The organism is Pseudomonas sp. CGJS7 (assembly GCF_036961695.1).
Genome location: NZ_JBAMDI010000001.1, coordinates 123,230 through 147,966 on the forward strand (window position 1 = coordinate 123,230; position 24,737 = coordinate 147,966).

Below are 24,737 nucleotides of genomic sequence, written 5' to 3' on the forward strand. Positions count from 1 at the left end.
CTCAGTTCACCTTCGCGGTGTGGGTGATGCGCGGGTCGAGGTAGGGATAGAACAGATCGACGAGCAGGTTCACCACCACGAAGGCCGCAGCCGACGCCCCGACGATCGCCAGCACCACGGGTATGTCCTGGCGCAGCACGGCCTCCTGGGCCAGACGGCCGACGCCGTTGCGCGAGAAGATGGTTTCCACCAATACAGCCCCGGACACGGTATTGCCGACTTGCAGGCCGACCAGCGTCAATAGCGGCAGCGCTGCGTTGCGCAGGCCATGGCGTGCCTGAACCTGGGCCCGGCTAAGGCCCTTGGCGAAGGCGGTGGTGATGTACGGCTCCTGCCACACCCCCTGAAAGCCGCGTTGCAGCACCTGGGCGTACACCGCAGCGCTGGGGATCGCCAGGGTGATGGCCGGCAGCACCAGGCTGGCCAGGCCTTGACTGCCCGTGGCCGGAAACCAGCCCAACGCGAAAGCGAACACCTGGATCAGCAGCAGGCCCATCCAGAACACCGGCACCGAGAAGCCCAGCGAGGGCAGGCGCGCCAGTGCAGTCTTCAGTGGACGCCATTGCAGGTAGGCGGTCAGACAGGCAAGGCCGACACCCGCCAACAGCGACAGGGCAATGGCGGCACCGGCCAGGGCCAGGGTCTGCGGCAGGCGCTCGGCCAACAGTGCCGTGACCGGTCGGCCCAGCGACAGCGATTGGCCAAGGTCGCCGTGCAGGGCCCGCCACAGCAGGTCGAAATACTGCTCGAACAAGCCTTTGTCCAGCCCATAGTAAGTGCGTGCTTTGGCCAGGTCCTCGGGCGACAGGCCGTCGGCTTCCATGCCGGAGGCGCTCAGCATGATCGCCAAGGTGTCGCCGGGCAGCAGGTAGAGGATGAAGTAGGTGATGGTATAAGCCCCCCACAACACCAGCAGGGCCTGGCCGACGCGGCCGATCAGGTAGCGTCTCATGGCTGGCCGACCTGGATGTCACTGAGCAGGGCGAAGCCTTCGGCGGTCCAGTGGAAGTGCTTGACCCGCAGCGCGGTGGCGGCCTGCCAGACGCGCTCGTACAGCGGGAACGCCGACGCTTCGTCGACCAGCAGGTCCTGCAGTTGGCCGTAGGCCTGGGCCCGTTGCGTGTCGGCAGTGGCGGTGATACCGCTGTCGAACAGCGCCTGAGCTTTGGCCAGGGTGTCGGGCTCGTAGGTGTTGGTGGCGAGCGTGGCGCTGTTGGCGGCGCGCGGGTCGAGGATGGTCTGCAGGATGATCGGGTCGGCGCGGGTCATGTAGGTGGAGGTGAGGTCGTAGGCGCCTGTCGAGTTGCCGGTCACCCATTCGGCGCGGGTCAGTACGTTCAGCTTGAGGTCGATGCCCACTTTGCGCAGTTGGTCCTGTACCAGCACGTCACCGGCGCTTTCGGCGGGTGTGAGGTTGTAGCGCAGCGTCAGGCGCTGGCCGTTCTTGTGCCGGTAGCCGTCGTCGCCTTTGTGCCAGCCAGCGGCGTCGAGCAGTTGCTCGGCGCCTTTGGGGTCGTAGGCGAGCTTGTCGGTTTGGGCTTTGAAGAACGGTGTGGTGACGTCGTATACGCCACTCACCACCGGGAACGCAGTGTTGTAGACGGTGTGCGCGTAGCTGGTGCGGTCGATGGCCTTCTGCAGCGCCAGGCGCACTTGGCGGTCACCGAGCAGGCGGTCGTTGCGGGTGTTGGGGTAGAGGTTCAGCGCCGGGCCTGGCAGCGAACGGCTCTGGATGGTCGCGCCCTTGGACTGAAACAGCTTCAGGTCGACTTCCGAGAACGGGTTGCGTGGCCACAGGATGTCGACCTTGCCTTGCAGGAACAGGCCGTTGCGCACACTCTCTTCGGGGATGTAGCTGATGTCCACGGCATCCAGGTACGCCGCGCCCTGGTTGCGCACATTGGCCGAGGGCCAGGCGTAATCGGCACGCTTGAGCAGGCGTGCGCCGACCTCCGGGGTGTAGTGATCGAGGGTGAATGGCCCGGTACCGATGATCTTGCCCAGCGAGCGTTGCTGCGCGCTCAACCGGTACGAGGCCGGGGCGAGAATGGCCAGGTTGGTGGTGGACGTGGCCTGAAGGAAACCCGCGTTGGGTTTTGCCAGGACCAGGCGCACGGTGAAGTCGTCGATCACCTCGGCGTGGTCGTAGCCGGCCAGGTAGGTGGCACCGAAGGTGGCCGGCAACTGGCTGGCGAACGCTTTGTTGCTGTCGAAGGCAGTTTTCACGGCGTGAGCATCGAAGCGTTCGCCGTTGCTGAAGGTGACGTCCTCGCGCAGGTGGAAGGTATAGCTCAGGGCATCGGCACCGACCTCCCAGGTTTTCGCCAGCCACGGGATGATGCGACCGGTCTGCGGGTCTTGGTCAGTGAGCGACTCGACGACGTTGCGCAGCAGCACGCGGTGTTCGAGCCAGTAGACCTGAAAGGGGTCGACGCTGACCAGCGTGGTGTTGTCACCCCAGAAGGCGATGTTGAGGGTCTTGCTGGTTGAGGTGTTGTCGGCCGGCGAGCAAGCGGTGAGGCCCAGGGCCAGGGTGCCGATCGCGAGCAGTTGGTGCAGTGGGGGCATGGGATGGATCCTTCAATGAATGGGGCTCTCCTGTTCCGGCCGGTTCGCCGGAACAGGCAAAAGGTGCCTTGGAGTCAGTCCTGGTAGTCGAGGCCCTCGCGATCCAACTGCCGAATCAGCGCATCCCAATGCCGTTGGATACCTTCCCCCTGGCCATCGGAAAACCGCTTGGACTGCTCATGCACCTTGGCAATCGCCGCCTTTGACGCATGTAACAGTTGGTCGTTGCCCCCGGCCTGGGCGGCGACCTGGATGTTGCAGGCCCGCTCCAGCCCGTGCAGCTCACGGAACGCGTGTTCCACGCTGACACCTCCGGTCAGCAGCCCGTGGTTGCGCAAAATAAGAATGTTGCTGTCGCCCAGATTGGCCACCAGCCGTGCTTGCTCGTCCAGGTCCAGGGCGACGCCTTCGTAGTCGTGGTAAACCACGCGGCTGTAGTAGGCCAAGGCGTGCTGGGAGATCGGCAGCAACCCGTCGCGCTGGGCGGACACCGCCGCGCCGTCGCGAGTATGGGTGTGCAGCACAGCCTTGAGATCAGGCCGTGCGCGGTGGATGGCGCTGTGAATGACATACCCGGCCTGATTGATGCCCAGCCCCAGCGGGTCGTCGATGATCGCGCCGTCGACGTCGACCTTGACCAGGTTGGAGGCGGTAATTTCGTCGAACAGCAGGCCGAAGGCGTTTATCAGAAAATGCTCATGCGGCCCCGGCACGCGGACCGAGAAGTGCGTGTAGATGTGGTCGGTCCAGCGCAGCAGCGCAGCCAGACGGTAAGCGGCGGCCAGCTTGACCCGCACCTCCCACTCTTCGGCGCTGACCCGGTCGCGTACGTTGCAGTTGCTGGTGGTGAAGGCAGACAGTGAACTCATGGGGCTCTCCGGTAATCAGTAGCCGCGCGCCGTGTCGACCAGGTTGGCCAGGGGCGCCTGCTCGCGGTAGCGGTGGAAGTTGGCGATGAAGGCATCGAGAAAGGCCGGGTAACCGTCCTCGGAAATGGCCGAGGTGTGCGGTGACAGGAACACCCGTGGGTGGTGGTACAACGGGTGGCCTGCCGGCAGTGGCTCGGGTTCGGTGACATCCAGGCTGGCCCGGCCGATCAAGCCGCTGTCCAGGGCGTCGAGCAGGGCCTGTTGGTCGAGCAAGCCGCCGCGGGCAATGTTGATCAGGTGCAGGCCGGGGCGGGCATAGGCGAGGACCTGGCGGTCGATCAGGCCACGGGTGGCCGCAGTGAGCGGGGCGGCCAGCACCAGATGGTCGCTGCCGGCGAACAGCTGTCGCAGGTCGGCCACAGGTTCTACGCCAGGGATGTCTGCGATGCCCTGGCCGGGGCGGCTCAGGGCCAGAACCCGAAGCCCCAGGGCCACGGCCTTGCGCGCCAGGCTCTGGCCGATACTGCCGAAGCCGAGGATGCCCAGGGTGCGACCACGCAAGGGGGCCAGCGGGGTCAGGCGCCAGTCGGCGTCCTTGACCCACAGACCGGGCAGTTGCTTGGCGGCGGCGAACACCAAAGCCAGGGCAAACTCGGCCACTTGTTCGGCGTTGGCGCCTTTGCCGCTGGTTACCGTTGCCCCCTGGAACACCCAGTCGGGGTAGAAGTCGATGCCCGAAGACACCAGTTGCACCCACTTCAGGCCCCAGGGCCACCCGGGTGGCGGGGTGCCTACGCGTCGCCCACGCACATTGATCGGGCGCAGGATTAACACATCGGCGGGGGCTTCGACAGCCAGCTGGTCGGGTGAGATATCAATGACTTCATGGCCTGGCAAGTGTTCGCGCAGGTGCTGGTTGGCCTGGTCGTCGAGCTGGCTGGCGATGATCGAGTGGTTCATGCCTGTACCTCCGTCAGCGCGGCACGGCCGACCTGGCCGAACACCACATCGTCCTGTGGGGTGTGGATCCGGCTGCAAAGTACATCGCGGTAGTGGCGCTCCAGCGGGTTGCGCCGCGACAGCCCGGGATTGCCGGCGGCCTCGATGGCCAGTTCCACGGCCTGGATGGCGTTGGCGCTGACCAGATGCTTGAGCTGCCCGGCATGCTGGGGTGAGATGTGCCCGGCGGCGGCACCGTCGAGCAGGCTCTGGTTGGCGAACAGCAGGGTGTCGATGCGGCCCAGTACATGCTGGAAGCGTGGCAGGCTGGCCAGCGGCGCTCCCAGGTTGGAAGGTGTGCGCTGCTTGAGAAAGCCCGCCAGCCAGTCGCGCGCGGCGCGGGCCACGCCGTCGTATACGGCCGGCAGTAACACCGCCATCCACAGTAGGCTCTCGCCGTCGAGTTCGGCCTTCGGGGCACTGGCGGGGCTGACGCTGACGGCGTGGTCGAGGGGAATCAGCACATCGTCGAAGCGCACTTCGTGGCTGCAAGTGGCGCGCATGCCCAAGTGGTCCCAGTCATCGATGATCGTGATGCCAGGCGTGTCGCGGTGCACAAGGAAGCCGCCGACCAACGGGTCGGTGTCGTCGCTGCGGCCCCACACCAGGTACCAGGTCAGGCCGTGGCTGCCGGTGGAGTAGATCTTTCGCCCGTTCAAGCGCCAGCCTTCGGCCGTGCGTCGCGCCACGGTGGCGGGCAGGCCACCACGGGCCGGAGTTCCCAGTTCAGGTTCGACGCGCAGGGCGTTGATCAGCGCGCCGTGCCGCACGGCATCATAAGCCACGCGCTGGCGCAGAGGCTCGGGCCAGCGCGCTTCGTCCTGCAGGCGAAAATGCTGCAGGTATTGCATCACCAGGATCAGCGCGGTGGCCGGGTCACCCTTGCCGACCGCGCCGATCACCCGGCGGGCGCTGGCAAGGTCCGCGCCGCCTCCGCCGAAGGCACGGGGTACGGTGAGGGCGAGCAGCCCGTGGCGGTGCAGCAAGTGGAAGTTGTCCTGGGGGAACTGGGCGCTGCGGTCGTAGCGCTCGGCGTTTGCCGCGAGGGCCAGCGTCAGCTCGGCGAGAGCGCTGTCGGACGGTTGACTCATGAGGCTCATCCCTGAATGACGGTGCGTTGCCTAAGACCGTATTCGTATGGATGAAGGCTGTAAAAGGCTTTTTAGTTCTATGCTAATTATCAGTTTTAATAATTTAGACTTTTGTTTGTTATGCGTAATTTGCATTTATTGCTTGGGCTGCGTTGCAGCCCTTTCGCCACGCAAGGCCCCACAGGCCAGTGAGCTCAACCCAACAACCGATGTCCCGCGACCTCACCAAAAAGCTCCACCGGCTCCTGTAAATTACCCAGGTAGCGCGGATGGAACAGCCACAGATCCACCTGCGGCTTGAAATCGCTGATATTCAGTACATCCAGCGCACTGCGGTGCCGGCTGGACTGCAGCAGCGGCTCGGGAACCAGTCCCAGGCCCTGGCCGTTGGCGACCAGCCCCAGTTGCAACTCGGTGCCGAAGGTTTCGAGGTTGATCGACAGGCTCAGCCCTTGCTCACTCAGTGCCCGTTGCAGCCCGGCGCGGAAGCCACAGCCATCCGGGTTCAGCACCCAGCCGCGGGTGTAGCAGTCCTTGAGCTTGTAGCTGCGCTTGCCGGCGCTGCCCTTGGCCGTGACCACCCTCAGCGGCATGCGCGCGATCGACTGGCTGGCGATCCCTTCGGGGAAAATCTTGCCAGGCGGGAACAGGGCCGCGGCAGCGTCCAGTTCACCGTTTTCCATGCGCGCGATCAGGCTGCTACCCCAGCCGCTGGTGACCTGGGTGCGCAGTTGGGGGTAGGCCTCACGGATCTGTGCCAGGGCGTCGAGCAGCACAACGTCGCCCAATGTCTGCGGCACACCCAGGCGCAAGGTGCCCGACGGCGCGCCGTCGTTGGCTACCAGTTCACGCAGCGAGTCTATCTCGCGCAGGATCGCCTTGCACTGCTCATAGACCCGCAAGCCCATGGGGGTGGGCTTGAGCGGCTTGGTGTTGCGGTCGAGGAGGGTGGCGCCGAGGTCTTCCTCGAAATTCTGCACCCGGCGGGTGATGGCCGGCTGCGTCAGTTGCAGGGCCTCGGCGGCAAGGTTGGTGGACTGGCAACGAATGACGGCGACGAAGGCGTCCATATCATCGATTTTCATAATCGGCGCTCTCTGGGTCGAACGGGAAAAAATCAGGCATCAGCATCATCGCACTGGAGGGTAGTGCCATCGGGACGATTCTAGAAGATAAAAACGCATATTAGGTTATTCCTAAAATCAATTTAATTTATTTAAAAGATCTCGCTAGAGTCGCTTGACCCGGGCCGCACGATGCTGCCCGCCAAGACACCGAGGAGCATCATGTCCATCCGAACGAAGCTGCTGACCGTTGCCGTTGCCCTGCTGCTGGCCGGTCATGCCGGCGCCAGCGAGCGCCTGACCCTGCGCATCGGCGACCAGAAGGGTAACATGCGCGCCCAGCTGGAGGCCGCCGACGCCCTGCGCGACCTGCCCTACGACATCCGCTGGGCCGAGTTCCCTGCCGCCGCGCCGCTGGCCGAGGCGCTCAACGCTGGGGCGATCGATGCCGGCATCATCGGCGATGCGCCACTGCTGTTCGTGCTGGCCTCCGGAGCACCGGTCAAGGCCATCGCAGTGGACAAGTCCGACCCTTATGGCACGGCGTTGCTGGTGCGGCCGGAGGCGCCGCTGCGCAGTGCGGCCGAACTCAAGGGCAAGCGCATCGCGACCGGACGAGGGTCGATCGGGCACCACCTGGCGCTCAAGGCGCTGGCCCAGGCAGGGCTGACCGAGAAGGATGTGGAGTTCCGTTTCCTTGGGCCGGTGGATGCCAAGATCGCCCTGGCCAACGGCTCGGTGGATGCCTGGTCGACCTGGGAGCCTTACACAGCGCTGGCCGAGTTGAGTGGGCAAGGCCGTGTGTTGGTCAACGGTCGTGGCCTGTCCACCGGCAACAGTTTCCTTGCCGCCACCGACAAGGCGTTGGAGGAGCCTGGGCGTCGTGCAGCGCTGCAGGACTATCTCAACCGCCTGGCCGCAGCGCAGGTGTGGGCCAACCAACACCTGGATACCTACTCGAAAACCTTGGCCGCGATCATTGGCTTCCCGGTAGAGGCGGCCCGCCTGCAATTCGAGCGTCGGCAGCTGCGCTGGCAGGTGATCGACACGCAAACCGTGACCGAGCAGCAGGACACCGCCGACTTCTACCACACCCACGGCCTGATGACCGAGCGCCTCGATGTGGCCCCGACCTTTGCCACCGGCTTCACCCTTCCCGCCGCCGCCAAGCTTGCAGCGCAACCCTGACCTCGGAGACGTATTCATGACCTTTAAACCCCTGCGCCAGCTGGGCCTGGCGCTGCTCGCCAGCGCCTTGCTGCCAAGCCTTGCCAGCGCCGAGCAGACCCTGCGCATCGGTTACCAGAAATCCTCGACCCTGCTGACCCTGCTGAAGGCCAGGGGCACTCTCGAACAGCGCCTGCAGGCCGAGGGCATTCGCGTGACCTGGCACGAGTTTCCCAGTGGTCTGCCGCTGCTGGAGGCCCTGAACCTTGGCAATGTCGACCTCTCGGCGGACGTTGCCGACACCGTGCCGGTGTTCACTCAGGCGGCAGGCGCCAAGTTGACCTATTTCGCCCGGGAAGCCCCTTCGCCGACCGCCCAGGCGATCCTGGTGCCGGCGGATTCACCGCTCAAGACCCTGGCCGACCTCAAAGACAAGCGTGTGGCGGTGACCAAAGCCGCTGGCAGCCACTATCTGTTGATCCAGGCCCTGGCCAAGGCTGGGCTGACCTTCAAGGACATCACGCCGGCGTACCTGATCCCCGCCGACGGCCGCGCTGCCTTCGAGAACCACAAGGTCGATGCCTGGGTGACCTGGGACCCTTACGTGGCCAGCGCCCAGCGTCAGCAGAACGCAAGGATCCTGGCCGACGGCAGCGAACTGGCCAGTTACCAGCGCTATTACCTCGCCGGCAGCGATTATGCCAAGGCGCATCCTGAGGTATTGCAGCAGGTGTACCTGGCATTGCGTGAAGCCGGTGCCTGGACCAAGGCCAACCCCGAGGCCGCTGCCCGGATCCTTGGCCCGCTGTGGGGTAATCTGGACAGCGCCACGGTGCAGCAGGCCAACGCCCGGCGCAGTTACGATGTGCAGCCGGTGAAGCTGAACAACCTGACCGAGCAGCAACGGATTGCCGACGCGTTCTATCGCGAGGGGTTGTTACCCAAGGCGGTGGATACCAGCGCGGTGGACGTGTATCAGCCGCCTGGCAACTAAAATCTGGGTGCTCACATGCGATAAGCGGTTTTCTGATCTGCATCAAATGCCGATGCGGGTGTGCGCGGATTATCGACTGCATCGCACCCCAGCGGCCTTTCTGAAGCGCAATGGGGTGTTCCGCCTGGCCTGTTCGAAACGCCCATGCAGGAAGTGAGCGGCCCGAGGGCGCTGCCCCCCCCTTGCAGATGAGCAGCGTTGCCTCGCGCAGTTCGACCTGTTGCCCGAGGAGGGGCGTGCAGTCACGGCTTGAAGCAACCAACGGCCCCCATCGGAAACCGCAGTGACAGGCGCCTGTAGCGGCGCGGGAGGTGTTCATGTCCCATGACCTTGCGTTGCCAACCTTGTTTGCCGACCGTACCCAGGCAGGACGATGCCTGGTCGAGCCACTGGCCCGCTACGCTGGCAGGCCCGACGTGATCGTGCTCGCACTGCCGCGTGGTGGCGTTCCGGTGGCCTACGAAGTCGCGACCGCCCTCAACGTCCGCCTGGACCTGCTGGTGGTGCGTAAGCTCGGCATGCCGTTTCACCCCGAGTTCGCCATGGGGGCGATAGCCAGCGGCGGAGTCACTTTCCTCAATGACGACACGCTACGGGCCTATCCGGTAGAACCCGCGTTGTTCGACGCCGTGGTTGCCAGGGAAACCGAGGAGCTGGCCCGGCGCGAACGGGGCTACCGGGGAGGGCGGCCACCCCTGCAACTCAAGGATCAGGTGGTGATTCTCATCGATGACGGCCTGGCGACCGGCGCCACGATGCGGGCGGCTATTCAGGCCGCGCGAGCCCAATCACCGGCGCGGATCGTGGTCGCCGTCCCGGTCGCACCGCCAGAAACGCTCGAAGCGCTGTACGGTGAAGTGGATGAGCTGGTATGCCCGCTGGTGCCTGAGCGGATGGTTTCGGTTGGCTATTGGTATCAGGACTTCCCGCAGACATCAGACGAGGAAGTGATGACGCTCATGGGGCAGGCCGATCAGCAAGCGCTTTGCCGGAGGGCGCCCCATGACTGAGCACAGGGTTGAAGTTCGCACACAGACGATGAAGCTGGCAGGCGTTGAACTCGTGGCGGACGTGCGTGAGCCGGCCAACGCCTGCGCCTTGGTCATCTTTGCCCATGGCAGCGGCAGCGGACGTCTGAGCGCCCGCAATCAATACGTAGCAGACGCTCTCGCGGCACGTGGCCTGGGGTCACTACTCTTCGACCTGCTGACCGAGGCTGAGCAACGTCTGGATAACGAGACCGGAGAATTGCGCTTTGACATTGCCTTGCTGGCCAAGCGCTTGATCGATGTTGTCGATTGGGTTGCAAACGATGCGCAACTGCGCAAGTTGCGCATCGGCTTGTTCGGTGAAAGCACGGGGGCCGCTGCGGCCCTGTGGGCGGCTGCGCAGCGTCCCGAACGGGTGGCGGCGGTGGTGAGCAGAGGCGGCAGAACAGACCTGGCTGGGCCGATGCTGGACCGTGTGCAGGCGCCAACCTTGCACATCGTAGGTAGCCAGGACGCCCTGGTCCTTGAGCTCAATCGTCAGGTGGACCGCTTGCTGAGCTGTGAGCGGCATCTTGAAGTGGTGCCAGGCGCTACGCATCTTTTCGAAGAGCCTGGCACCTTGGCGAAGGCCGCGGCGCTCGCCGGTGACTGGTTCGTGAAGTACCTGCAGCGCATATCCGTCTGATGGGGCTTAGCCGAGGCTCATACACCAAATGGATAGGTTTCGTCCTCTGGCTCAAGATGCTGTTGTTTCGGCAAGGGCAGGGCAGTCACCGGCCGGGTCTGCTCGAACCAGAGCAGCGCATCGAACTGCTCGGCCAGCACCGCCTCGAAGTAATGGCTCAGCCGTTCACTCTCTGGGCGATAGATGACGCCGATGGCGCGTTCGAGTAGCACCGTGGACAACACATGGCGCAGCTCCTTGCGCTGTGGGTCGCGCCAGTCGCTCAGGCAGGCTGGCACGCCTGCGAGGCGGAACTGATGCTCCCAGCTGTCGCTGCGCGAAGGTCGGATTTCCTTGATCTGCATGTCGCCGTCCCAGTCATCGGCGGCGGCCACCTGGCCGCGGTCGGTGGCCATGCCGATCAACACCGCGTCGTGCCCGAAAGCGCTGCGGCAGAGCTGGCCGATGTTGAACTGGCCTTTCCAGCCCATTTCCGTGGCTGCGGCATTGCCGATATGGGAGTTGTGAGCCCAGACCACCGCCTTGGCGTGGGGGCCACGGTGTTCCAGCAGCGCGCGCAAGGTATCGAACATGTGCCGGTCGCGCAGGTTCCAGGACGCCGTCGAACCTCGGTAAATGGCGCGGTAGTACTGCTCTGCGGCGATGATTACACGGGCATTCTGCGTGGCGTTGAAAAAAGCTTCATCATTGCGGACAAGCCCTGACAATTGCTCGGCGAGCATGGCATTCAGTTGCTGGATCACCGGTTGCTCGCATGGCATGACGCCACTGTGCTCGACAAAGTGCCCGTACAGCGCGGGGTCGTCCTGCCAAGGCGTCAGGCAACCGTAGCGGCGACGGGCTTCATGGGCCAGATGCGGATCGACCCGGTCCAGATACGCCAGGACTTCATGGATGGAATTGCGCAGGCTGTAGACATCCAGGCCGCGGAATTCCACGCGGTGGTCGGTGGGCAGCAGGCGGTTGTGCCCGTGCAGCCATTGGGCGAAGGCTTTGACTTCGCTATTGCGCCACATCCAGGTTGGAAAACGGCTGAAAATATGGCGTTTCCACGCCGAGTGCGCCAAGCCTCGGACGTACTGATCGACATGCCCGGCATCCGGCCAGTCGGCCTCGACGGCGACGATGTTGAAGCCATGCTGTTCGATCAGGCGCCGGGTGATCGCCGCTCGGGCGCGATAGAACTCGCTGCTGCCGTGGCTTGCCTCGCCCAGCAGGATGACGCGCGCGTCAGCGTAGCGGTCGAACAGCGCTGCGAATGCCGGCGTATCCAGGTTCGGCAAAGGTTCGGCGTACTGATGAAGCACCGGGGCAATATCGGCAGTGTCGACCTGATACTGCTTGCCGTAGAGTTTTTCCATCAATTTCTTCGAAGGGCCGTTCATGGGGAGCCTCCCGTAATCGGGCCGCCGCGCATTGACCCGTCAGTGCGACGGCCCAGGGTTCAGATCAGGGAGAGCCGGTGGATGACCTGGCTGGGATCATCCGGGTCAGCGGCGGTGGTGAACCCCGCCGCTTTGGCCAGCTCGCGCATCGCTTGGTTGGCTGCTGCGTCGACCGAATACATCTGCCGCAAGCCCTTGGCGCGGGCATGGTCGATCAGGTGCTTGAGCAGCAGGCGACCCAAGCCATGATGCTGCCAGCTATCCATGACGGTAACGGCGCATTCGCACTCGTCCTTTCCGCTGGCGGTGGCGTAGCGGGAAATGCCCACTTCCTGCAATTCGCCATCGACGTGGGCGAGGGCGACGTAGGCCGCCTGGCGATCCTGGTCGACCTTCATCAGTTGGTCGAGCATGGCCTCACCGGGCTCCCTGAACTGGCACAGGAAGCGGAAATGCCGCGATTCGGGCGACAGCCGTTCGATGAAGGCTTTTTCGCGTTCTCGGTCCTGGGCTTGCAAGGGCCTGATCAACACGTGAACGCCGTTTTCAAGGGCTTCGATCCAGTGTTCACCGGAAGGCTTGGGAAACGAAGGCGTTGTATGTACTCGGGAAGTTTCGGCGGGTGCCATGGCAATGTCCTCTGTGTCGAATGAACAAGGAAGTTCAGTTTCGGCAGCGGACCTTGCCCTGACTTGACAGTTGTCAAATGCTTCCCACATGACCTGTCGAGCCGATAGAAAAAGCGGGTATAGCCGGGGGTAGCGTCCGACCCTTGGTCGGACAGACCGCTAACGTTTAGTGGAGCCGCTAACTTCAAAAGATACCCGCCTGCAAGAAAAGCAGAGGCATCGTCATGTCAGGCCCTGCGGAAATGGGAGCAAAGCTCCATGTCAAGTGCCTTGCGTGCTCGTTGAGCCGGCTTTGCCTGCCCGCCAGCCTCAGTACCGACGAGGTGGACAAGCTGGAGCGAATTGTCCGCCGTAACCGCCCATTGAAGCGGGGTGAGTACCTGTTCAAGGCCAATGAACCCATGGAGCACGTGTTTGCCTTGCGCTCTGGGGCGATCAAGAATTTTCTGCTCGATGCCGAGGGCACCGAGCGGGTGACCGGCTTCCTCCTGCCGGGTGAAATGCTCGGGCTGGACGCTATTGGTGCCAGTCATTACCGAAGCTTTGCCGTTGCCCTGGAACTCTCGCTGGTCTGCTCCATCAGGCTGGATCAGCTGGTGGACCTGTCCGGCCAGATTCCGGGGTTGCGTTATCAGTTGCTGCACATGCTCAGCCTGGGGATCCAGGGCAAGGACGAGCACCTGCGCTGCTGCCATGGGCGTGCCGAGCAGCGGCTGGCGATCTTCCTGCTGGGCATGTCGGCGCGTTACCTGGCGCGGGGGTTGCGGGCGGATGTGTTCAACCTGCCCATGTCCCGTGGTGATATCGCCAACTACCTGGACCTTACGCTGGAAACGGTCAGCCGACTGTTCAGCCGCTTCGTCCATGCAGGTCTCGTGCTGTGCGCCGGGCGTGAGGTCAGGCTCATCGACATGCAAGGCCTGGTCAACCTGACCCGCCTGGCGGAGCCCACTTGAGCGCGGCAAGCACCCGGTCATAGCGTTGCACAGGCCAGCTTTCGGCGGAGTGCGCCCCCCAGGTCGGACGTGCCACATGATCCGTGCGTATCCAGATGCGCTGCGGTGCTACGCCTGTTTGCCAGCACAGCTGGGCTACCTGGCGCGCCACCTGTGGCGGTGCGCAACAGTACACCGTGTCCGGGTGAAAGGTGATCAGCAAGCGCCTGGTTTGCCACCAGCCACTGCTGCTGTCACGCGGCAGTAGCGACAGCCAGGTTCGACAATCGTCTGGCAGCAGTTCAGCCGCAATGCCGTCATGTGACAGCTGCAATTGTATCCAGGGCAGCCAACAGCGAACCTCATCCAGCGCACCCAGCAAGGGCAGCAGGCCATCGGCGCGACTGATGGCCAGCAACCTTGTACTTTGCAGGGGCAACGGCCAAGCGCTGCCAAGCGGCCCGGAATAGTCGAACAGTTCCCCCGCCCGTCCCAAGGGCTGCGCACTCTGGGTGCTGACGATAAATTGCCCGGCCACGCCAGGCAGGGTCACGTAACTGCATGGCCAGCACTCGGTTCGACCGCTGAGCACGCAGTACTGGCCAGCCATTGCCTCGCTGCATGGCTGCCTGCAAAGGGCCAGGCGCACGAATTGCTGGATGCCCAGGCCGGGCAATGTCTGGAGCAAGCGGACGCTGGCACCCTCCCGGTCCATGACTGCCTCGCACGGTAATGATGACTTGCTGTAATCAGCCTAGACCGTGGCCAATCCGGCACTTTGACCAGGATCAAACCAGCGGGCGGCAGGGACTTCACCTTGTTGATAAAGATCAAATGGGGTGCTGCCCCACGGCGCATGATCGAGGCGTCTCCCCGGGAGGCATTACTCATTCACTCATTCGAGGAGGGCGCCATGTCAGACGTTGCCAAGAAAGTGCCTGTTACCCCCGTCGCCAGCCAGCCAACCGAAGGTTCGCCACCCAGCGTCGAACCTTCAGAGCTGTGGCGGCCCTTCCAGCAATTGCGCCGCCAGATCGACAGCCTGTTCGAGGATTTTGGACGGCGGCCGATGCGCATGCCGTTCAGCCACACACCGTTCGATGTCGAACCGTTCTGGCGGCGTGACCTGTTCACCCACGGCATGCCGGCCATGGACATCAGCGAGCTGGCCGAGGAATACCGCATCAGCGCCGAGTTGCCTGGCGTGGATGCCAAGGATATCGAGATCAAGCTCGTCAATGGCAACCTGTTGATCCGGGGCGAGAAAAAGGAGGAAGTGGACGAAAAACGCAAGGAATATCACCTGTCCGAGCGCCATTACGGCAGCTTCGAACGGGTTTTCCAGCTGCCCCGTGGGGTCGACGCCGAGAAAATCGACGCCCAGTTCGACAAGGGGGTGCTGCTGGTGCACCTGCCCAAACGTGCTGAAGCCATCCATCCGGAAAAGGTGATTCCGATCAAAAGCGGTAAATGATCACCCACCCTCACTGCATCGAGGAGCAAGGAGGCTCCGCCCGTGTAGGTAGAACATGATGTCCATTGGCAAATACTGCAACCGGGACGTGGTCACCGCACCACCCGGTATCTCCATCTATGCCGCGGCGCGCATGATGAATCAGTACCATGTCGGCGATCTTGTGCTGGCCGAACATGTCGACGGCGAGCGTTGTCGGCCCATCGGCCTGATCACCGATCGCGACCTGGCGTTGCGGATCATTGCGCGCAACCCACCGGATCAGGAGGACCTGCAGGCGGTCGATGTACTGCCCCGGCCTCTGATCACCGCGAACCAGAACGAGGACCTGTTCGATGTCATCCTCAATATGCGGCGCGCCAATATCCGACGTATTCCGGTAGTCGATGATTTCGGCCTGCTGGTCGGCATTGCCACGGCGGACGACCTGGTGGGCCTGCTGTCGGACCACCTGCACGAACTGTCACTGCTGATCCGTCAACAGAGCCGGCGGGAGGAAGATATGCGCGGCGAAGACCTTTGAGCGCCCGCGTGCGCGATGACGAAAGGAGGCTGGCATGCTTATCAGATGGAGTGGCAGTGGCTCGATAGCGAAGCGGCCACTCTGCATTGTCAATCAGGTATCGGGCGCTGGGGCTGGGCCTGCCATGATGACGAGATGCCCAAGATGGTGCTTGCCTGCGCGGGCGATGTGCCGACACTGGAGGTACTGGCGGCGGTTACACTGCTGCAAGAGCAGGCTCCAGACGTGCGTGTGAGGGTGGTGAATGTCGTTGACCTCTTGGCGCTGCAACAGTCGCAACAGCATCCCCGATTGATAAAGGTCAAACCCGGTGAAAAGGCCGCTCGCGGTTGACAAATGTCAGGCTGCAGCGCACGCCGCCAGCGATACTCAGCGTGTCCTGGGCATGCAAGAGGGTACGGACATGCGACGTTATGTGCTTTGCGGGTGGGCAAGCCTGTTGCTGGTTAGCGCGTCAGGCTGCACGGCGTGGCGCGCCGAGGAATACGATGCGCGCCTGGAGTCGGCGGAGAACAACGCCGCCACCGCAAGGTTGCGCGCCGATCAAGTGTGTTACCGCATCGATCTGGTCGAGCAGACCGCCAACGAGGCCCTAAGGCGGGCAACCCAGGCTCAGGACGAGGTGCGGCAACTGCGCCAACAGGCCAGACATTGAGCCACGCTGCAGGCGTTCGCACGCTTGATAAAAATCAAGCGCCAAGGGCGGAATGAACTGGATGCTGGCAGCAGCAGTCAATCACTGCCCGCCGAAAGCCCCCTCTCGATGCAACCCGAGCGACCTGAGTGATCAGGCCGGCCCACCGTTGGAGGTAATCATGAGCCACTATCAACGCCTGTTGCTGATCATGCGCCCAATGCTGCACCAGGCGGTCGCTCTGGAGCAGGCCGGTGCACTGGCCCGATCAGCATCGGCCAGCTTGCACATTGTCGCCTTGCTCGAAGCACTGGACAAACTCTGGCTACTGGAGTCCGGTAAGCACCAAACGGAGCGGGAGGCTTACCGGCACACTCAGCAGCAACAGCTGGAAACCCAGGCGAACGCGCTGCGTGCCTCCGGCGTGCAGGTGACGACCGAGGTGGCGTGGAGCAATGACCTGCAGGATGACATCCTGGAGCACGTCATGGAGATGCAACCGGACCTGCTGCTCAAGCAGGTCGAGCATGAGCCCGCGCTCAAGCGCGCCTTCTTCACCCCGCTTGACTGGAAACTGTTGCGCCACTGCCCGGTCCCGGTCTACCTGCTCGGGGCCAACCGGCCGACGTTGCCGCGTCAGGTCGTGGCGGCGGTGGACGTGGCCGACACCTCGGAAGAGGGGCAAGCCCGAAATGACAGCATCGTCCAGCAGGCCAGTGCCTTGGCCTTGCAGACAGGGGCGCAACTGGACCTGCTGCACGCCTGCGATCTGTCGATGGCCTACATGGGCGACATGGGCTATGCCGCCTGGGCCATCGGTGACATTGCCGAGCCCATGCGCCAAGCGCTGGAAGATGATTTCAGGAAACTGGCCGAACGCTTCGGCGCACCACCGGAACGCTGCCACTTCGTGCTCGGCCGCCCGGTCCCGGTGCTCAGCGAATACGTCGAATCACAGCCGGTGGACGTACTGGTCATGGGGCGACCAATTGCACGGGGGCTGGACCGTCTGTTCGGCAGTACCACCGAGCATGTGTTGTACCAGGTGCCTTGCAATATTCTGGTGGTGTAGGGCTGTGCGGCTAACGACGACTGCAAGAACGACGAACAGTTGGCGACGGGTAGTCAGTGGCTCAGTACCACCCGGTGCAAGGTAGCGCCTGGAGGCCTTGATTCTCAATCCTGACGAGAAGGCCCCGCACCCGGCCGTTGAATCAGGCGGTATCGCCTGTTCGGCCGTGGCGCATGACCTTGATCGGGTAGAGCGGCAATGGCGCAGCACCGTTCAGTGCTTGCAGGTGCAGTTGCAGGCGCTGCGCCAGCGGCTCACCACGCCGCTGAATGCCTACCAGCGCGACTTCAGACGTAGGCAAGCAGGCCATGGCCTGGCGGGCCATCGAGCGCAGCACACAGTCCAGATCGTCTTCGTCATACAGGCGAACCCTCGATGGAGCGGGGCGATTCATGGTGTTCTTCCTTTATTGGATATCACTCTGTTCGGGAGCCTACCCGGGCACCTTGAGGTGGGCTTGATAAAAGCCAAGTGATCGAATCGAAAACAAGCCCGTTTTGCGCATCACATGCGATAAGCCGTGATTATTCCACCTGAGGAAATGTTTGCAGGAGGGGTTTGCTATCGCCATAATTGGTACGTAATTACATGTTACATAACACAGTACAAAATCGTAGGAGCAAGCATGGCCCGTGGCGGTATCAACAAGGTGGTAGTGCAGCAGGCGCGTCAGGCACTGATCGCCCGGGGTGAGAACCCCAGCATCGATGCCATACGTATCGAGTTGGGCAACACCGGCTCCAAAACCACGATTCACCGCTACCTGAAGGAACTGAACGGCCAGCAGCCGGTGGCGTCCGAAGGCGGGGTCGCGCTGAGCGATGTGCTGAGCCGCCTGGTCGGGCAACTGGCAACGCAGCTGCAGGACGAGGCCGACCTGAAGATCGAGCAGGCCGAGAGCACGTTCACTCAACAGCGCGAGCAGCTTGAGGCGCAGCTGGAAATTGCCCGGAAGGCACTGGCCGCAGCGCATCAGCAACACAAGATCGATGCAGCGGCATTGGCCGCGGAATCCGAAAAACTGCTGTCCACGCAAAGCACGCTGCAGGCCGAACAGCTGCGCAGTGCCAGCCTCAACCAGTCGCTGGGTGAGTTGCAGGTGCGCCTGGCTGACAAGGACGAGCAGGTCAAGTCGCTGGAGGACAAGCACCGCCATGCCCGCGACGCCTTGGAGCACTACCGCAATGCCAGCCGTGAACAGCGCGAGCAGGAACAGCGCCGCCACGAAGCGCAGTTGCAGCAGATGCAGGTGGAATTACGTCAGTTGCAGCAGGGCATGATCGTCAAGCAGGACGAACTTACCCGTTTGCACCGTGACAATGAGCGCCTGCTGGGAGAGCATCGTCAGGCGGCCAGCGAATGCCGGGCGCAGGATGAGTTGCTGGAACAACGCGATGCGCAGATCCAGGGCCTGCGCACCATCCTGGCCCAGGCACAAGGCGCCAGCGAAGAGATGCGTCGGCAGCTGGATGTGCAAGCCCAGAGCCTTGAAGCCAGGCGCGACGTGTGCGCCGAGCAGGCGCGGCAGTTGCAGTGGCTTGAGGAGCAGTTGAAGGCGCGTGATGAGGCGCTGGCGCAGTGTCGGGCGCAATTGGCCTCGGTTGCAGATTAATCAAACTTTTCCTGGCGGGTGGTTTCTTCCTTAGACACTCACCGGAGACAACGCCATGCCTGGATCTCAACCACCACACAAAGAGGGGCCTCACTCGGCCGAGCAGGCCGATAAAAAGGCCGACCTTGGTTTCGACCCCGACTCCCCGGATGCCGAAGACCCTCAAGTCGACCCTCAGGGGCCGGCCAAGCCGCCTAGAGACATTGAGAAAAAGGAGTAAACCACGGCCTTGATTACTGGTCTCGTCGCCGGCAAGCCATGTGCGATCCCTTGGGAACCAGCTTGCCGGCGACGGTCACCACAGACGACTGTCAGCCTTCAGCGCGCCTGGCGGCCTCTACGCCCGCCGCCGACAGCTTGATCGGGTAGTGCACGCTGATCTGGTGATCACTGCTTACCGCCACGCTACCGTCGTGAATCAAACCGGCTTCCTGCAACGTCTTGAGCATGCCGGCCACCGCCTTTTCACCGCGGTAGTTGTCCAGCACTTCCTTGCCTAGGCCTTCGGGGTGGGCATGCAGCAGGCGGGTAAGTACTTCGGTCTTCAATGCATCGTTACTCATGTGCGGCCTCACTTGCCGTGCTTGGACTGAAGGGCTTTGGCCTGTTCCAGGTGCTGTTCGAGTTTGGGCAGCGTTTCGCTGGCAAAGGCCTTCAGCTCGGCCTTGTCGGACGATGCGGCCTCTTTCTTGAACAGCTCCACCGCTTTTTCGTGAGCGTCGACCTGGTTGTTGAGGTACGACTTGTCGAAGGACTCATCGCGCCACTCCAGGATCACTTTCTTGATCTTGTCGGTCATCGCGGCCTCATCCGGAACCGAAATGTCCAGTTTGCGGGCAATGTCGCCGAGTTTCTGGTTGGCCTGGGTGTGGTCGGTGACCATTTGCTGGGCGAATGACTTGATCTCGGCGTTCTGGCTTTTCTCCTGAGCCAGCTTGCCGGTCACCACTTCGGCAATGCCGGCCTCGGTGGCTGCATCGACGAAATCATCGGAAGTCGCGGCCATTGCGTGCACCGATGCCAGGCCCAACACCATGGAAAAACCAACGCGTCTGATGAAGAGACTATTCATGCTTCACTCCTTTAAACCGTGGCGCGACCTCAATGTCGCGTACGGTTGAGGGTGAAGGCGGGGCAAAGGTTTAATCTTTTTTGCCGCCGGTTCCGACCGTGCGACGCTGAACTATAGTGAAGACGGCGAACGCCGTAGGGCCAGGGATTCCAATGTGCGCAGCCAGGAAACAGGATGACGATGGGCTTTTCGCCATAAGTGGCGAGGGCCGCGCCGTGGCGCTGTTCCGCCTGGTACTGGCATTCATGCTGGTGGTGATGCTGGCATTTGTACTGGTGGAAGGTTGGCGCATCTGGCGCGACTACCGCTTTGCCTATAACAATGCCGAGAACATGGTCAGCAACCTGGCCCGGGCCACGGCGCAGCACGCCGAGGACGCTATCCGCCAGGTCGACGCCATTACCGCAGCCTTGGCCGAGCGCCTGGAAGGCGATGGTTTCGATCACATCGACCGGCCCCGCCTGCATGCCTTGCTGGCCCAGCAAAAACGCATCATGCCGCAGTTGCACGGGCTTTTCGTTTACGGCCCGGACGGCAGCTGGATCGTCACGGATCAGGCGGCCATCCCGCCCAAGGCCAATAACGCCGACCGGGACTACTTCGCCTATCACCGCAGCCATACCGACCCTGGTGTACATATCGGTTCGGTGGTGCGCAGCCGTTCCACCGGCGACCTGATCATTCCTATTTCCAGGCGCCTGGAGCATGCCGACGGCAGCTTCGCCGGCGTATTGCTCGGCACCATCAAAGTGGCGTGGTTCGTGCGTTACTACGGCGACTTCAAGATCGACGAACGCGGCGCGCTGGTGCTGGCCAAGCGCGACGGCACCCTCCTGGTACGGCGCCCGTTCGTGGAACAGGTGATAGGCCGAAGTCTTGCCAACAGTGAGATCTTCCGCAACCACTTGCCGTATGCCACAGAAGGGGTAGCCGAGGCGGTAGCGGTTGTCGACGGTACCCCTCGGCTGTATGGCTACCGCGCGTTGTCCAGCTACCCGTTGGTCGTGGAGGCGGGGCTGTCGCGTGAATCCATTGTCGCGCCCTGGCGGTACGATGCGATCAAGTCGGTGGCGGTCTTGCTGCTGTTGTTGGTGGGGCTGGCAGCGTTTGGCGGTGTGGTGCTGCGCCAACTGCGCGAGCGGATCGTGATCGAGCGGGCGCTGCTCCAGGCTCACCAGACGCTGAAAGCGTTGGCCTTGACCGACAGCCTTACAGGGCTGGGTAACCGTCGGCGGCTGGATGGCGTGTTCGAACCTGAACTGCGCCGTGCACGGCGCCAAGGCTATCCCCTGGCACTGGTGATGCTGGACCTGGACTACTTCAAGGCCTACAACGACCACTACGGTCACCCGGCTGGCGACCAGTGCCTGCGACGCTTTGCCGAGGTGCTGCAACAGGCCTTGAAACGGCCGGCCGATCTGGCGGTGCGCTATGGTGGGGAGGAATTCACGCTGTTGCTGCCCGATACCGATGGCCGTGGCGCGGAACTGCTGGTGCAGGAGTTACAGCAGCTGTTGCGCCGTCAGGCGCTGGAACATGCCGCCAGCCCATTGGGAAGGGTGTCGTTCAGTGCCGGGATCGCGGTGGTCGACCTGGCGCGGGAGGGGGGTACTGCCGAGGCGCTGGTCGCGGCGGCTGATGGGGCGTTGTACCAGGCCAAACAGCAGGGGCGAGATGGGTATTGCGTGGCCGGTAGTGTGGCGGCAGGGCAGAATTGCTGACCTGGCTGGAGATCGCGGGGGCACCATGCGGCGCGATGAAACTAGAGCCCCACGTTCAGACGCATTGCACAACGCCCGAGAAGACCGTGAGCATGCTCGCTGGCCAGGATGCCACGGAGTCGTTCGCAAAGCCGGCTATCCTGAAGCATCTCAAACCCGAAACGGGCATAAAACGGAGCATTCCAAGGCACATCCACAAAGGTGGTCAGCGTCAGCTCGCGTACACCGGCGCAGCGCGCTGCATCGACCACTTGCTGCAGCAACCGGCGCCCGACACCTTGCCCTTGGGCCTCCTGGCACACCGATATTTCATGAAGGTGCAATGCCTGATCCGCCAGCCGGGCGCATGCAAAACCCACAATGCGCCCAGTCGCGTCCTGCGCCACCCAACTACCCCCTGCCTCGACGAAAGCCCTGTGCGCCGCGCAATCCATGACTTCGCCTTGCGCCAGCCAGGCCAGTGCCGGCCAACTGGCAAAGGCCTGGGCTGCCGAGCGCTCGACGTCCGGCAGCCACGTGATGTCTGGTTCAAGGGTCGGGCGGATAAGCATGAATCACTCCTGTCGTTCTAATCCGTCGCCAGCACCTGCGGCTGCAATTGCCAGCGCACCGAGCTTACACCTTTCTCCAGGCTGACCCTGCTGACCAGGCGCTCCAGTTGCGCCGGCGCCTGCGCGGTGCCCAACAGCTCGGCGCGCACTTCCAGGCGCGCAGGGTTGTCCAGGTCCTGGCTCTGCAACGACTGCAGGCGCAGCTGTGGATCGCCCAGGCTGTGCAGCATCAGGCTACGCACCTGGATCTCGTCCTCGCCGCGGCAGACGATACGGACTTCGAAGTGCTGTTCCACCTCGCTGGCCGGCACCACGTCCTGACGGTCCAGACGCTGGGCGATATCACGCAACAGGATGTTGGCGCAGAGCACCACCAGGCTACCCAGTGCCGCCTCCATCATCAGCCCGAGGCTGCACAGCACGCCGACCGCAGCCGTGCACCACAAGGTGGCCGCGGTGTTCAGGCCACGTACATTGAAACCATCACGCATGATGACGCCACCGCCGAGAAAGCCGATGCCCGACACCACATAGGCTGCGACCCGCGACGCATCGGCAGGCGCCATGCCTGGCACCGCTTGGGTCATCAATACGAACAGGCAGGCACCGGTACTGACCAGCGCATTGGTGCGCAGCCCGGTAAGGCGTTGGCGCAATTGCCGTTCGGCACCGATCAGCGCCCCCAGCACCAGGGCAATGCTGACACGCAGCAGAAATACTTTCCAATCCATAGCAAACCTCTTCCGCAGGCACACGCCCGCATGAACGCCATCAGTTGGCGCGGTTGAAATAACCAGAAATTGCGCAGGACCACGCGGAGGGAAGGAGAAGCGGGGGTTACGGGAAACCACCGTCTTGCCAGAGCGGCCAGACAGTGCGGAACACTGCCGGGCTAGCGCGCCACGCGGGCCTGTCGCAAGCGACTGGGGCTACTGTCCAAGGCAGGTCTCCTGTTGAGGAAGGCAAAATTGCGTCGCGGACCATACGCCGCAGGGCAGAGCAGGTCAAGGGCAAAAACATGACAATGGCTTCATCCGGGAACGGCCTGCTGCCGGTCACGCCCACATGGAAAAAACCCTGGGCAGCCGGTAACCTTGCGCCTTCCTTTGCCATCACCCGGACCGTTCCATGCTGTTCAATCTCGCCATATTGTTCGGCACCCTGGTGGCCATGGAGGGCGTTGGTACACTGGCTCACAAGTACATCATGCATGGCTGGGGCTGGTGGCTGCACCGATCGCACCATGAGCCACACCTGGGCATGCTTGAAACCAACGACCTGTACCTGGTGGCCTTGGGGCTGATCGCCACGGTGCTGGTGGCGCTGGGCAAAAGTGGTTATGCGCCTTTGCAGTGGGTAGGCGGTGGTGTGGCAGGCTATGGTGCACTGTATGTACTGGCCCACGACGGTTTCTTTCACCGGCACTGGCCGCGCAAGCCGCGGCCGGTCAACCGCTACCTGAAACGCTTGCACCGCGCGCACCGCCTGCACCATGCGGTGAAGGGGCGCACGGGGAGCGTGTCGTTCGGGTTCTTCTATGCGCCGCCGCTGAAGGTGTTGAAGCAGAAATTGCGCAGCAGGCGCAGCCAATCGTGACGGATCCCTGGCACGCCCGGCACCTGCCGGGCACCGGGTAACGTCAGTTCACGGTTTCACCCTTGGGCTCTGCCGCCACATGCCCGCGGCTCACCCACCAGCCAAACCCGGCCGCGGTAAAGAACATGATCAAGCTGTACAACGCAGCCGGCACCGCCATGGTCGCGTTGTTCAGCAGCGAAGGGCTCAACGCCAGGGCAATCGCCAAGGTCCCGTTATGGATGCCAATTTCCATACCAATGGCAATCGCCTGGCGCTTGGGAATGTTCAACAGCCGCGGCACCCAATAGCCCACCGTCAGGCTCAGCAGGTTGAACAGCAGCGCCGCCAGGCCAACCACCGGTGCGTACTCGACCACTGTCTGCCAGTCCTTGGCCAATGCCAGGACGATGGTGAAGGCCAGGAACAGCGCAGCCACCAGCTTCATCGGTTTTTCCATGCGCGCAGCGAACGCCGGGGCGAAATGGCGAATCAGCATGCCCAGCGCCACCGGCAGCAAGACGATGGCGAACACCTGCATGACCTTGGCGAACTGCAGTGGAATAGCCTGGTCCGAAGCCATGAACCAGCTCAGCGACAGGTTCACCAGCAACGGCATGGTCAGGATCGCGATCAGTGAGTTGACCGCCGTCAGGGTGATGTTCAATGCCACGTCACCGTGGGCCAGATGGCTGAACAGGTTGGCCGTGGTACCGCCCGGCGAAGCAGCCAGCAGCATCAACCCCACTGCCAGGGCAGATTCCAGGCCAAAGCCGTTGGCGATCAGGAAGCACACCAGCGGCAACAGCAGGATCTGGCACACCAGGCCCACCACCACGGGCTTTGGATACTTCACCACGCGCGCGAAGTCAGCCAGGGTAAGCGACAGCCCAAGGCCAAGCATGATGATGCCCAGGGCAAGCGGCAGAAACGCAGTGAGCAGGGGCGAGGCGGTCATGAGTGGTCTCTCGGGCGAAGGATCTGAAGCAGTGTAGATCGGCCTTGATTGATAGCTAATTGCAAAGGGCCAGCTCTTGGTAACCGTTTGTTACCACGTGCAGCGGCTGGCGAGGCTGCATGCCGCATTGCAGCAGGCATGCAGGCGAAGTAGCATTCCGTTTTTACCTT

27 protein-coding genes and 2 pseudogenes are annotated in these 24,737 nt (G+C 63.0%); 14 read left to right on the forward strand and 15 right to left on the reverse strand.

Annotated elements, in window-relative coordinates:
• Window position 1: 1 nt before the first annotated feature.
• From V7787_RS00530 to V7787_RS00555, 6 genes are all read right to left on the reverse strand, one after another.
• A complete protein-coding gene (locus V7787_RS00530) occupies window positions 2–952 on the reverse strand; it encodes an ABC transporter permease (protein ID WP_010954106.1) in 951 nt (316 codons plus the stop codon).
• Entirely contained in the window at window positions 949–2,568 is a 1,620-nt protein-coding gene (locus tag V7787_RS00535; protein ID WP_336084761.1) for an ABC transporter substrate-binding protein, read from the reverse strand. The genes V7787_RS00530 and V7787_RS00535 overlap by 4 nt, the downstream gene beginning before the upstream one ends.
• Window positions 2,569–2,642: 74 nt before the next feature.
• A complete protein-coding gene (locus tag V7787_RS00540) occupies window positions 2,643–3,437 on the reverse strand; it encodes a class II aldolase/adducin family protein (protein WP_064492012.1) in 795 nt (264 codons plus the stop codon).
• A gap of 15 nt (window positions 3,438–3,452) precedes the next feature.
• Window positions 3,453–4,397 carry a D-isomer specific 2-hydroxyacid dehydrogenase family protein gene (locus V7787_RS00545; RefSeq protein WP_064492013.1) on the reverse strand — a complete coding sequence of 315 codons (945 nt, stop codon included), beginning with the start codon at window positions 4,395–4,397 and terminating at the stop codon, window positions 3,453–3,455.
• Window positions 4,394–5,527 carry an acyl-CoA dehydrogenase family protein gene (locus V7787_RS00550; RefSeq protein WP_064492014.1) on the reverse strand — a complete coding sequence of 378 codons (1,134 nt, stop codon included), beginning with the start codon at window positions 5,525–5,527 and terminating at the stop codon, window positions 4,394–4,396. Before V7787_RS00550 ends, V7787_RS00545 begins: the two co-directional genes overlap by 4 nt.
• A 194-nt stretch (window positions 5,528–5,721) precedes the next feature.
• On the reverse strand, window positions 5,722–6,612 hold the full coding sequence (locus tag V7787_RS00555) for a LysR family transcriptional regulator (protein WP_020190852.1): 891 nt from the start codon (window positions 6,610–6,612) through the stop codon (window positions 5,722–5,724).
• A 201-nt stretch (window positions 6,613–6,813) separates the two neighbouring features.
• On the opposite strand from V7787_RS00555, the gene V7787_RS00560 reads away from it, so the two are divergent.
• The 4 genes from V7787_RS00560 to V7787_RS00575 all read left to right on the forward strand — a co-directional run bounded on the left by V7787_RS00560 (window position 6,814) and on the right by V7787_RS00575 (window position 10,426).
• The gene (locus tag V7787_RS00560) at window positions 6,814–7,779 is read left to right on the forward strand and encodes an ABC transporter substrate-binding protein (RefSeq protein ID WP_064492015.1); all 966 of its coding nucleotides are present in this window, start codon (window positions 6,814–6,816) and stop codon (window positions 7,777–7,779) included.
• 16 nt (window positions 7,780–7,795) lie between these two features.
• The gene (locus tag V7787_RS00565) at window positions 7,796–8,752 is read left to right on the forward strand and encodes an aliphatic sulfonate ABC transporter substrate-binding protein (protein ID WP_064492016.1); all 957 of its coding nucleotides are present in this window, start codon (window positions 7,796–7,798) and stop codon (window positions 8,750–8,752) included.
• A gap of 317 nt (window positions 8,753–9,069) precedes the next feature.
• Window positions 9,070–9,762: a phosphoribosyltransferase gene (locus V7787_RS00570; protein WP_020190849.1), complete on the forward strand. Its 693-nt coding sequence runs from the start codon at window positions 9,070–9,072 to the stop codon at window positions 9,760–9,762.
• A gap of 28 nt (window positions 9,763–9,790) precedes the next feature.
• Complete coding sequence (locus V7787_RS00575; RefSeq protein WP_442965305.1) at window positions 9,791–10,426, forward strand: dienelactone hydrolase family protein; 636 nt, start codon at window positions 9,791–9,793, stop codon at window positions 10,424–10,426.
• A 17-nt stretch (window positions 10,427–10,443) separates the two neighbouring features.
• Here V7787_RS00575 and V7787_RS00580 read toward each other — a convergent pair whose 3' ends face one another.
• Entirely contained in the window at window positions 10,444–11,811 is a 1,368-nt protein-coding gene (locus V7787_RS00580; RefSeq protein ID WP_064492018.1) for an erythromycin esterase family protein, read from the reverse strand.
• A gap of 59 nt (window positions 11,812–11,870) precedes the next feature.
• Window positions 11,871–12,440 carry a GNAT family N-acetyltransferase gene (locus V7787_RS00585; protein WP_336085072.1) on the reverse strand — a complete coding sequence of 190 codons (570 nt, stop codon included), beginning with the start codon at window positions 12,438–12,440 and terminating at the stop codon, window positions 11,871–11,873.
• Between the two features lie 224 nt (window positions 12,441–12,664).
• Here V7787_RS00585 and fnrB point away from each other — a divergent pair, with 224 nt between their 5' ends.
• Window positions 12,665–13,396 carry a Crp/Fnr family transcriptional regulator FnrB gene (gene fnrB, locus V7787_RS00590; protein ID WP_336084772.1) on the forward strand — a complete coding sequence of 244 codons (732 nt, stop codon included), beginning with the start codon at window positions 12,665–12,667 and terminating at the stop codon, window positions 13,394–13,396.
• Here the strand turns inward: fnrB and V7787_RS00595 are convergent.
• The gene (locus V7787_RS00595; protein ID WP_336084774.1) at window positions 13,365–14,090 is read right to left on the reverse strand and encodes a hypothetical protein; all 726 of its coding nucleotides are present in this window, start codon (window positions 14,088–14,090) and stop codon (window positions 13,365–13,367) included. The genes fnrB and V7787_RS00595 overlap by 32 nt on opposite strands.
• 198 nt (window positions 14,091–14,288) lie before the next feature.
• Between V7787_RS00595 and V7787_RS00600 the strand changes: the two genes are divergently transcribed.
• From V7787_RS00600 to V7787_RS00620, 5 genes and pseudogenes are all read left to right on the forward strand, one after another.
• Window positions 14,289–14,849 (forward strand): Hsp20/alpha crystallin family protein, encoded by a 561-nt coding sequence (locus tag V7787_RS00600; protein ID WP_049587895.1) that lies wholly within the window; start codon window positions 14,289–14,291, stop codon window positions 14,847–14,849.
• Window positions 14,850–14,907: 58 nt separating this feature from the next.
• Window positions 14,908–15,372, forward strand: a complete 465-nt coding sequence (locus V7787_RS00605) for a CBS domain-containing protein (protein WP_336084775.1) — start codon at window positions 14,908–14,910, stop codon at window positions 15,370–15,372.
• 42 nt (window positions 15,373–15,414) lie between these two features.
• Window positions 15,415–15,660: pseudogene (locus tag V7787_RS00610) on the forward strand (phosphoketolase); the annotation flags it as partial.
• Between the two features lie 115 nt (window positions 15,661–15,775).
• Window positions 15,776–16,027: a hypothetical protein gene (locus V7787_RS00615; RefSeq protein WP_064492097.1), complete on the forward strand. Its 252-nt coding sequence runs from the start codon at window positions 15,776–15,778 to the stop codon at window positions 16,025–16,027.
• Window positions 16,028–16,187: 160 nt separating this feature from the next.
• Complete coding sequence (locus V7787_RS00620; RefSeq protein ID WP_064492024.1) at window positions 16,188–17,078, forward strand: universal stress protein; 891 nt, start codon at window positions 16,188–16,190, stop codon at window positions 17,076–17,078.
• Window positions 17,079–17,244: 166 nt separating this feature from the next.
• Here the strand turns inward: V7787_RS00620 and V7787_RS00625 are convergent.
• A pseudogene (locus V7787_RS00625) lies at window positions 17,245–17,472 on the reverse strand (phosphoribosyltransferase); the annotation flags it as partial.
• Window positions 17,473–17,703: 231 nt separating this feature from the next.
• On the opposite strand from V7787_RS00625, the gene V7787_RS00630 reads away from it, so the two are divergent.
• Together V7787_RS00630 and V7787_RS00635 are read left to right on the forward strand one after the other, a co-directional pair.
• Complete coding sequence (locus tag V7787_RS00630; protein WP_064492025.1) at window positions 17,704–18,690, forward strand: DNA-binding protein; 987 nt, start codon at window positions 17,704–17,706, stop codon at window positions 18,688–18,690.
• A gap of 55 nt (window positions 18,691–18,745) precedes the next feature.
• Window positions 18,746–18,910 carry a DUF6021 family protein gene (locus tag V7787_RS00635; RefSeq protein WP_010954124.1) on the forward strand — a complete coding sequence of 55 codons (165 nt, stop codon included), beginning with the start codon at window positions 18,746–18,748 and terminating at the stop codon, window positions 18,908–18,910.
• A 91-nt stretch (window positions 18,911–19,001) separates the two neighbouring features.
• Here the strand turns inward: V7787_RS00635 and V7787_RS00640 are convergent, their stop codons facing one another.
• The gene (locus V7787_RS00640) at window positions 19,002–19,253 is read right to left on the reverse strand and encodes a hypothetical protein (RefSeq protein WP_004374436.1); all 252 of its coding nucleotides are present in this window, start codon (window positions 19,251–19,253) and stop codon (window positions 19,002–19,004) included.
• Between the two features lie 8 nt (window positions 19,254–19,261).
• Window positions 19,262–19,762: a DUF4142 domain-containing protein gene (locus V7787_RS00645; RefSeq protein WP_010954125.1), complete on the reverse strand. Its 501-nt coding sequence runs from the start codon at window positions 19,760–19,762 to the stop codon at window positions 19,262–19,264.
• Window positions 19,763–19,914: 152 nt separating this feature from the next.
• Here V7787_RS00645 and V7787_RS00650 point away from each other — a divergent pair, with 152 nt between their 5' ends.
• Window positions 19,915–21,483, forward strand: coding sequence for a sensor domain-containing diguanylate cyclase (locus V7787_RS00650; protein WP_064492026.1), 1,569 nt, complete (start codon window positions 19,915–19,917; stop codon window positions 21,481–21,483).
• Window positions 21,484–21,524: 41 nt separating this feature from the next.
• Here the strand turns inward: V7787_RS00650 and V7787_RS00655 are convergent, their stop codons facing one another.
• Window positions 21,525–22,034: a GNAT family N-acetyltransferase gene (locus V7787_RS00655; protein WP_064492027.1), complete on the reverse strand. Its 510-nt coding sequence runs from the start codon at window positions 22,032–22,034 to the stop codon at window positions 21,525–21,527.
• Window positions 22,035–22,051: 17 nt separating this feature from the next.
• Complete coding sequence (locus tag V7787_RS00660; RefSeq protein WP_004374444.1) at window positions 22,052–22,765, reverse strand: MgtC/SapB family protein; 714 nt, start codon at window positions 22,763–22,765, stop codon at window positions 22,052–22,054.
• Between the two features lie 397 nt (window positions 22,766–23,162).
• Between V7787_RS00660 and V7787_RS00665 the strand changes: the two genes are divergently transcribed.
• Window positions 23,163–23,630: a sterol desaturase family protein gene (locus V7787_RS00665; RefSeq protein ID WP_064492028.1), complete on the forward strand. Its 468-nt coding sequence runs from the start codon at window positions 23,163–23,165 to the stop codon at window positions 23,628–23,630.
• A gap of 43 nt (window positions 23,631–23,673) precedes the next feature.
• Here the strand turns inward: V7787_RS00665 and V7787_RS00670 are convergent, their stop codons facing one another.
• Entirely contained in the window at window positions 23,674–24,567 is an 894-nt protein-coding gene (locus tag V7787_RS00670) for a bile acid:sodium symporter family protein (RefSeq protein WP_012052327.1), read from the reverse strand.
• Window positions 24,568–24,737: the final 170 nt, after the last annotated feature.

Coding starts and splice junctions, on each gene's coding strand:
- V7787_RS00580 (WP_064492018.1), bottom strand. CDS start 11,811: ATGAACGGCCCTTCGAAGAAATTGATGGAAAAACTCTACGGCAAGCAG.
- V7787_RS00650 (WP_064492026.1), top strand. CDS start 19,915: ATGTGCGCAGCCAGGAAACAGGATGACGATGGGCTTTTCGCCATAAGT.
- V7787_RS00670 (WP_012052327.1), bottom strand. CDS start 24,567: ATGACCGCCTCGCCCCTGCTCACTGCGTTTCTGCCGCTTGCCCTGGGC.
- V7787_RS00550 (WP_064492014.1), bottom strand. CDS start 5,527: ATGAGTCAACCGTCCGACAGCGCTCTCGCCGAGCTGACGCTGGCCCTC.
- V7787_RS00620 (WP_064492024.1), top strand. CDS start 16,188: ATGAGCCACTATCAACGCCTGTTGCTGATCATGCGCCCAATGCTGCAC.
- V7787_RS00565 (WP_064492016.1), top strand. CDS start 7,796: ATGACCTTTAAACCCCTGCGCCAGCTGGGCCTGGCGCTGCTCGCCAGC.
- V7787_RS00545 (WP_064492013.1), bottom strand. CDS start 4,397: ATGAACCACTCGATCATCGCCAGCCAGCTCGACGACCAGGCCAACCAG.
- V7787_RS00560 (WP_064492015.1), top strand. CDS start 6,814: ATGTCCATCCGAACGAAGCTGCTGACCGTTGCCGTTGCCCTGCTGCTG.
- V7787_RS00665 (WP_064492028.1), top strand. CDS start 23,163: ATGCTGTTCAATCTCGCCATATTGTTCGGCACCCTGGTGGCCATGGAG.
- V7787_RS00585 (WP_336085072.1), bottom strand. CDS start 12,440: ATGGCACCCGCCGAAACTTCCCGAGTACATACAACGCCTTCGTTTCCC.
- V7787_RS00555 (WP_020190852.1), bottom strand. CDS start 6,612: ATGAAAATCGATGATATGGACGCCTTCGTCGCCGTCATTCGTTGCCAG.
- V7787_RS00655 (WP_064492027.1), bottom strand. CDS start 22,034: ATGCTTATCCGCCCGACCCTTGAACCAGACATCACGTGGCTGCCGGAC.
- V7787_RS00595 (WP_336084774.1), bottom strand. CDS start 14,090: ATGGACCGGGAGGGTGCCAGCGTCCGCTTGCTCCAGACATTGCCCGGC.
- V7787_RS00570 (WP_020190849.1), top strand. CDS start 9,070: ATGTCCCATGACCTTGCGTTGCCAACCTTGTTTGCCGACCGTACCCAG.
- V7787_RS00640 (WP_004374436.1), bottom strand. CDS start 19,253: ATGAGTAACGATGCATTGAAGACCGAAGTACTTACCCGCCTGCTGCAT.
- V7787_RS00540 (WP_064492012.1), bottom strand. CDS start 3,437: ATGAGTTCACTGTCTGCCTTCACCACCAGCAACTGCAACGTACGCGAC.
- V7787_RS00535 (WP_336084761.1), bottom strand. CDS start 2,568: ATGCCCCCACTGCACCAACTGCTCGCGATCGGCACCCTGGCCCTGGGC.
- V7787_RS00600 (WP_049587895.1), top strand. CDS start 14,289: ATGTCAGACGTTGCCAAGAAAGTGCCTGTTACCCCCGTCGCCAGCCAG.
- V7787_RS00605 (WP_336084775.1), top strand. CDS start 14,908: ATGTCCATTGGCAAATACTGCAACCGGGACGTGGTCACCGCACCACCC.
- V7787_RS00660 (WP_004374444.1), bottom strand. CDS start 22,765: ATGGATTGGAAAGTATTTCTGCTGCGTGTCAGCATTGCCCTGGTGCTG.
- V7787_RS00630 (WP_064492025.1), top strand. CDS start 17,704: ATGGCCCGTGGCGGTATCAACAAGGTGGTAGTGCAGCAGGCGCGTCAG.
- V7787_RS00635 (WP_010954124.1), top strand. CDS start 18,746: ATGCCTGGATCTCAACCACCACACAAAGAGGGGCCTCACTCGGCCGAG.
- V7787_RS00645 (WP_010954125.1), bottom strand. CDS start 19,762: ATGAATAGTCTCTTCATCAGACGCGTTGGTTTTTCCATGGTGTTGGGC.
- fnrB (WP_336084772.1), top strand. CDS start 12,665: ATGTCAGGCCCTGCGGAAATGGGAGCAAAGCTCCATGTCAAGTGCCTT.
- V7787_RS00530 (WP_010954106.1), bottom strand. CDS start 952: ATGAGACGCTACCTGATCGGCCGCGTCGGCCAGGCCCTGCTGGTGTTG.
- V7787_RS00615 (WP_064492097.1), top strand. CDS start 15,776: ATGCGACGTTATGTGCTTTGCGGGTGGGCAAGCCTGTTGCTGGTTAGC.
- V7787_RS00575 (WP_442965305.1), top strand. CDS start 9,791: ATGAAGCTGGCAGGCGTTGAACTCGTGGCGGACGTGCGTGAGCCGGCC.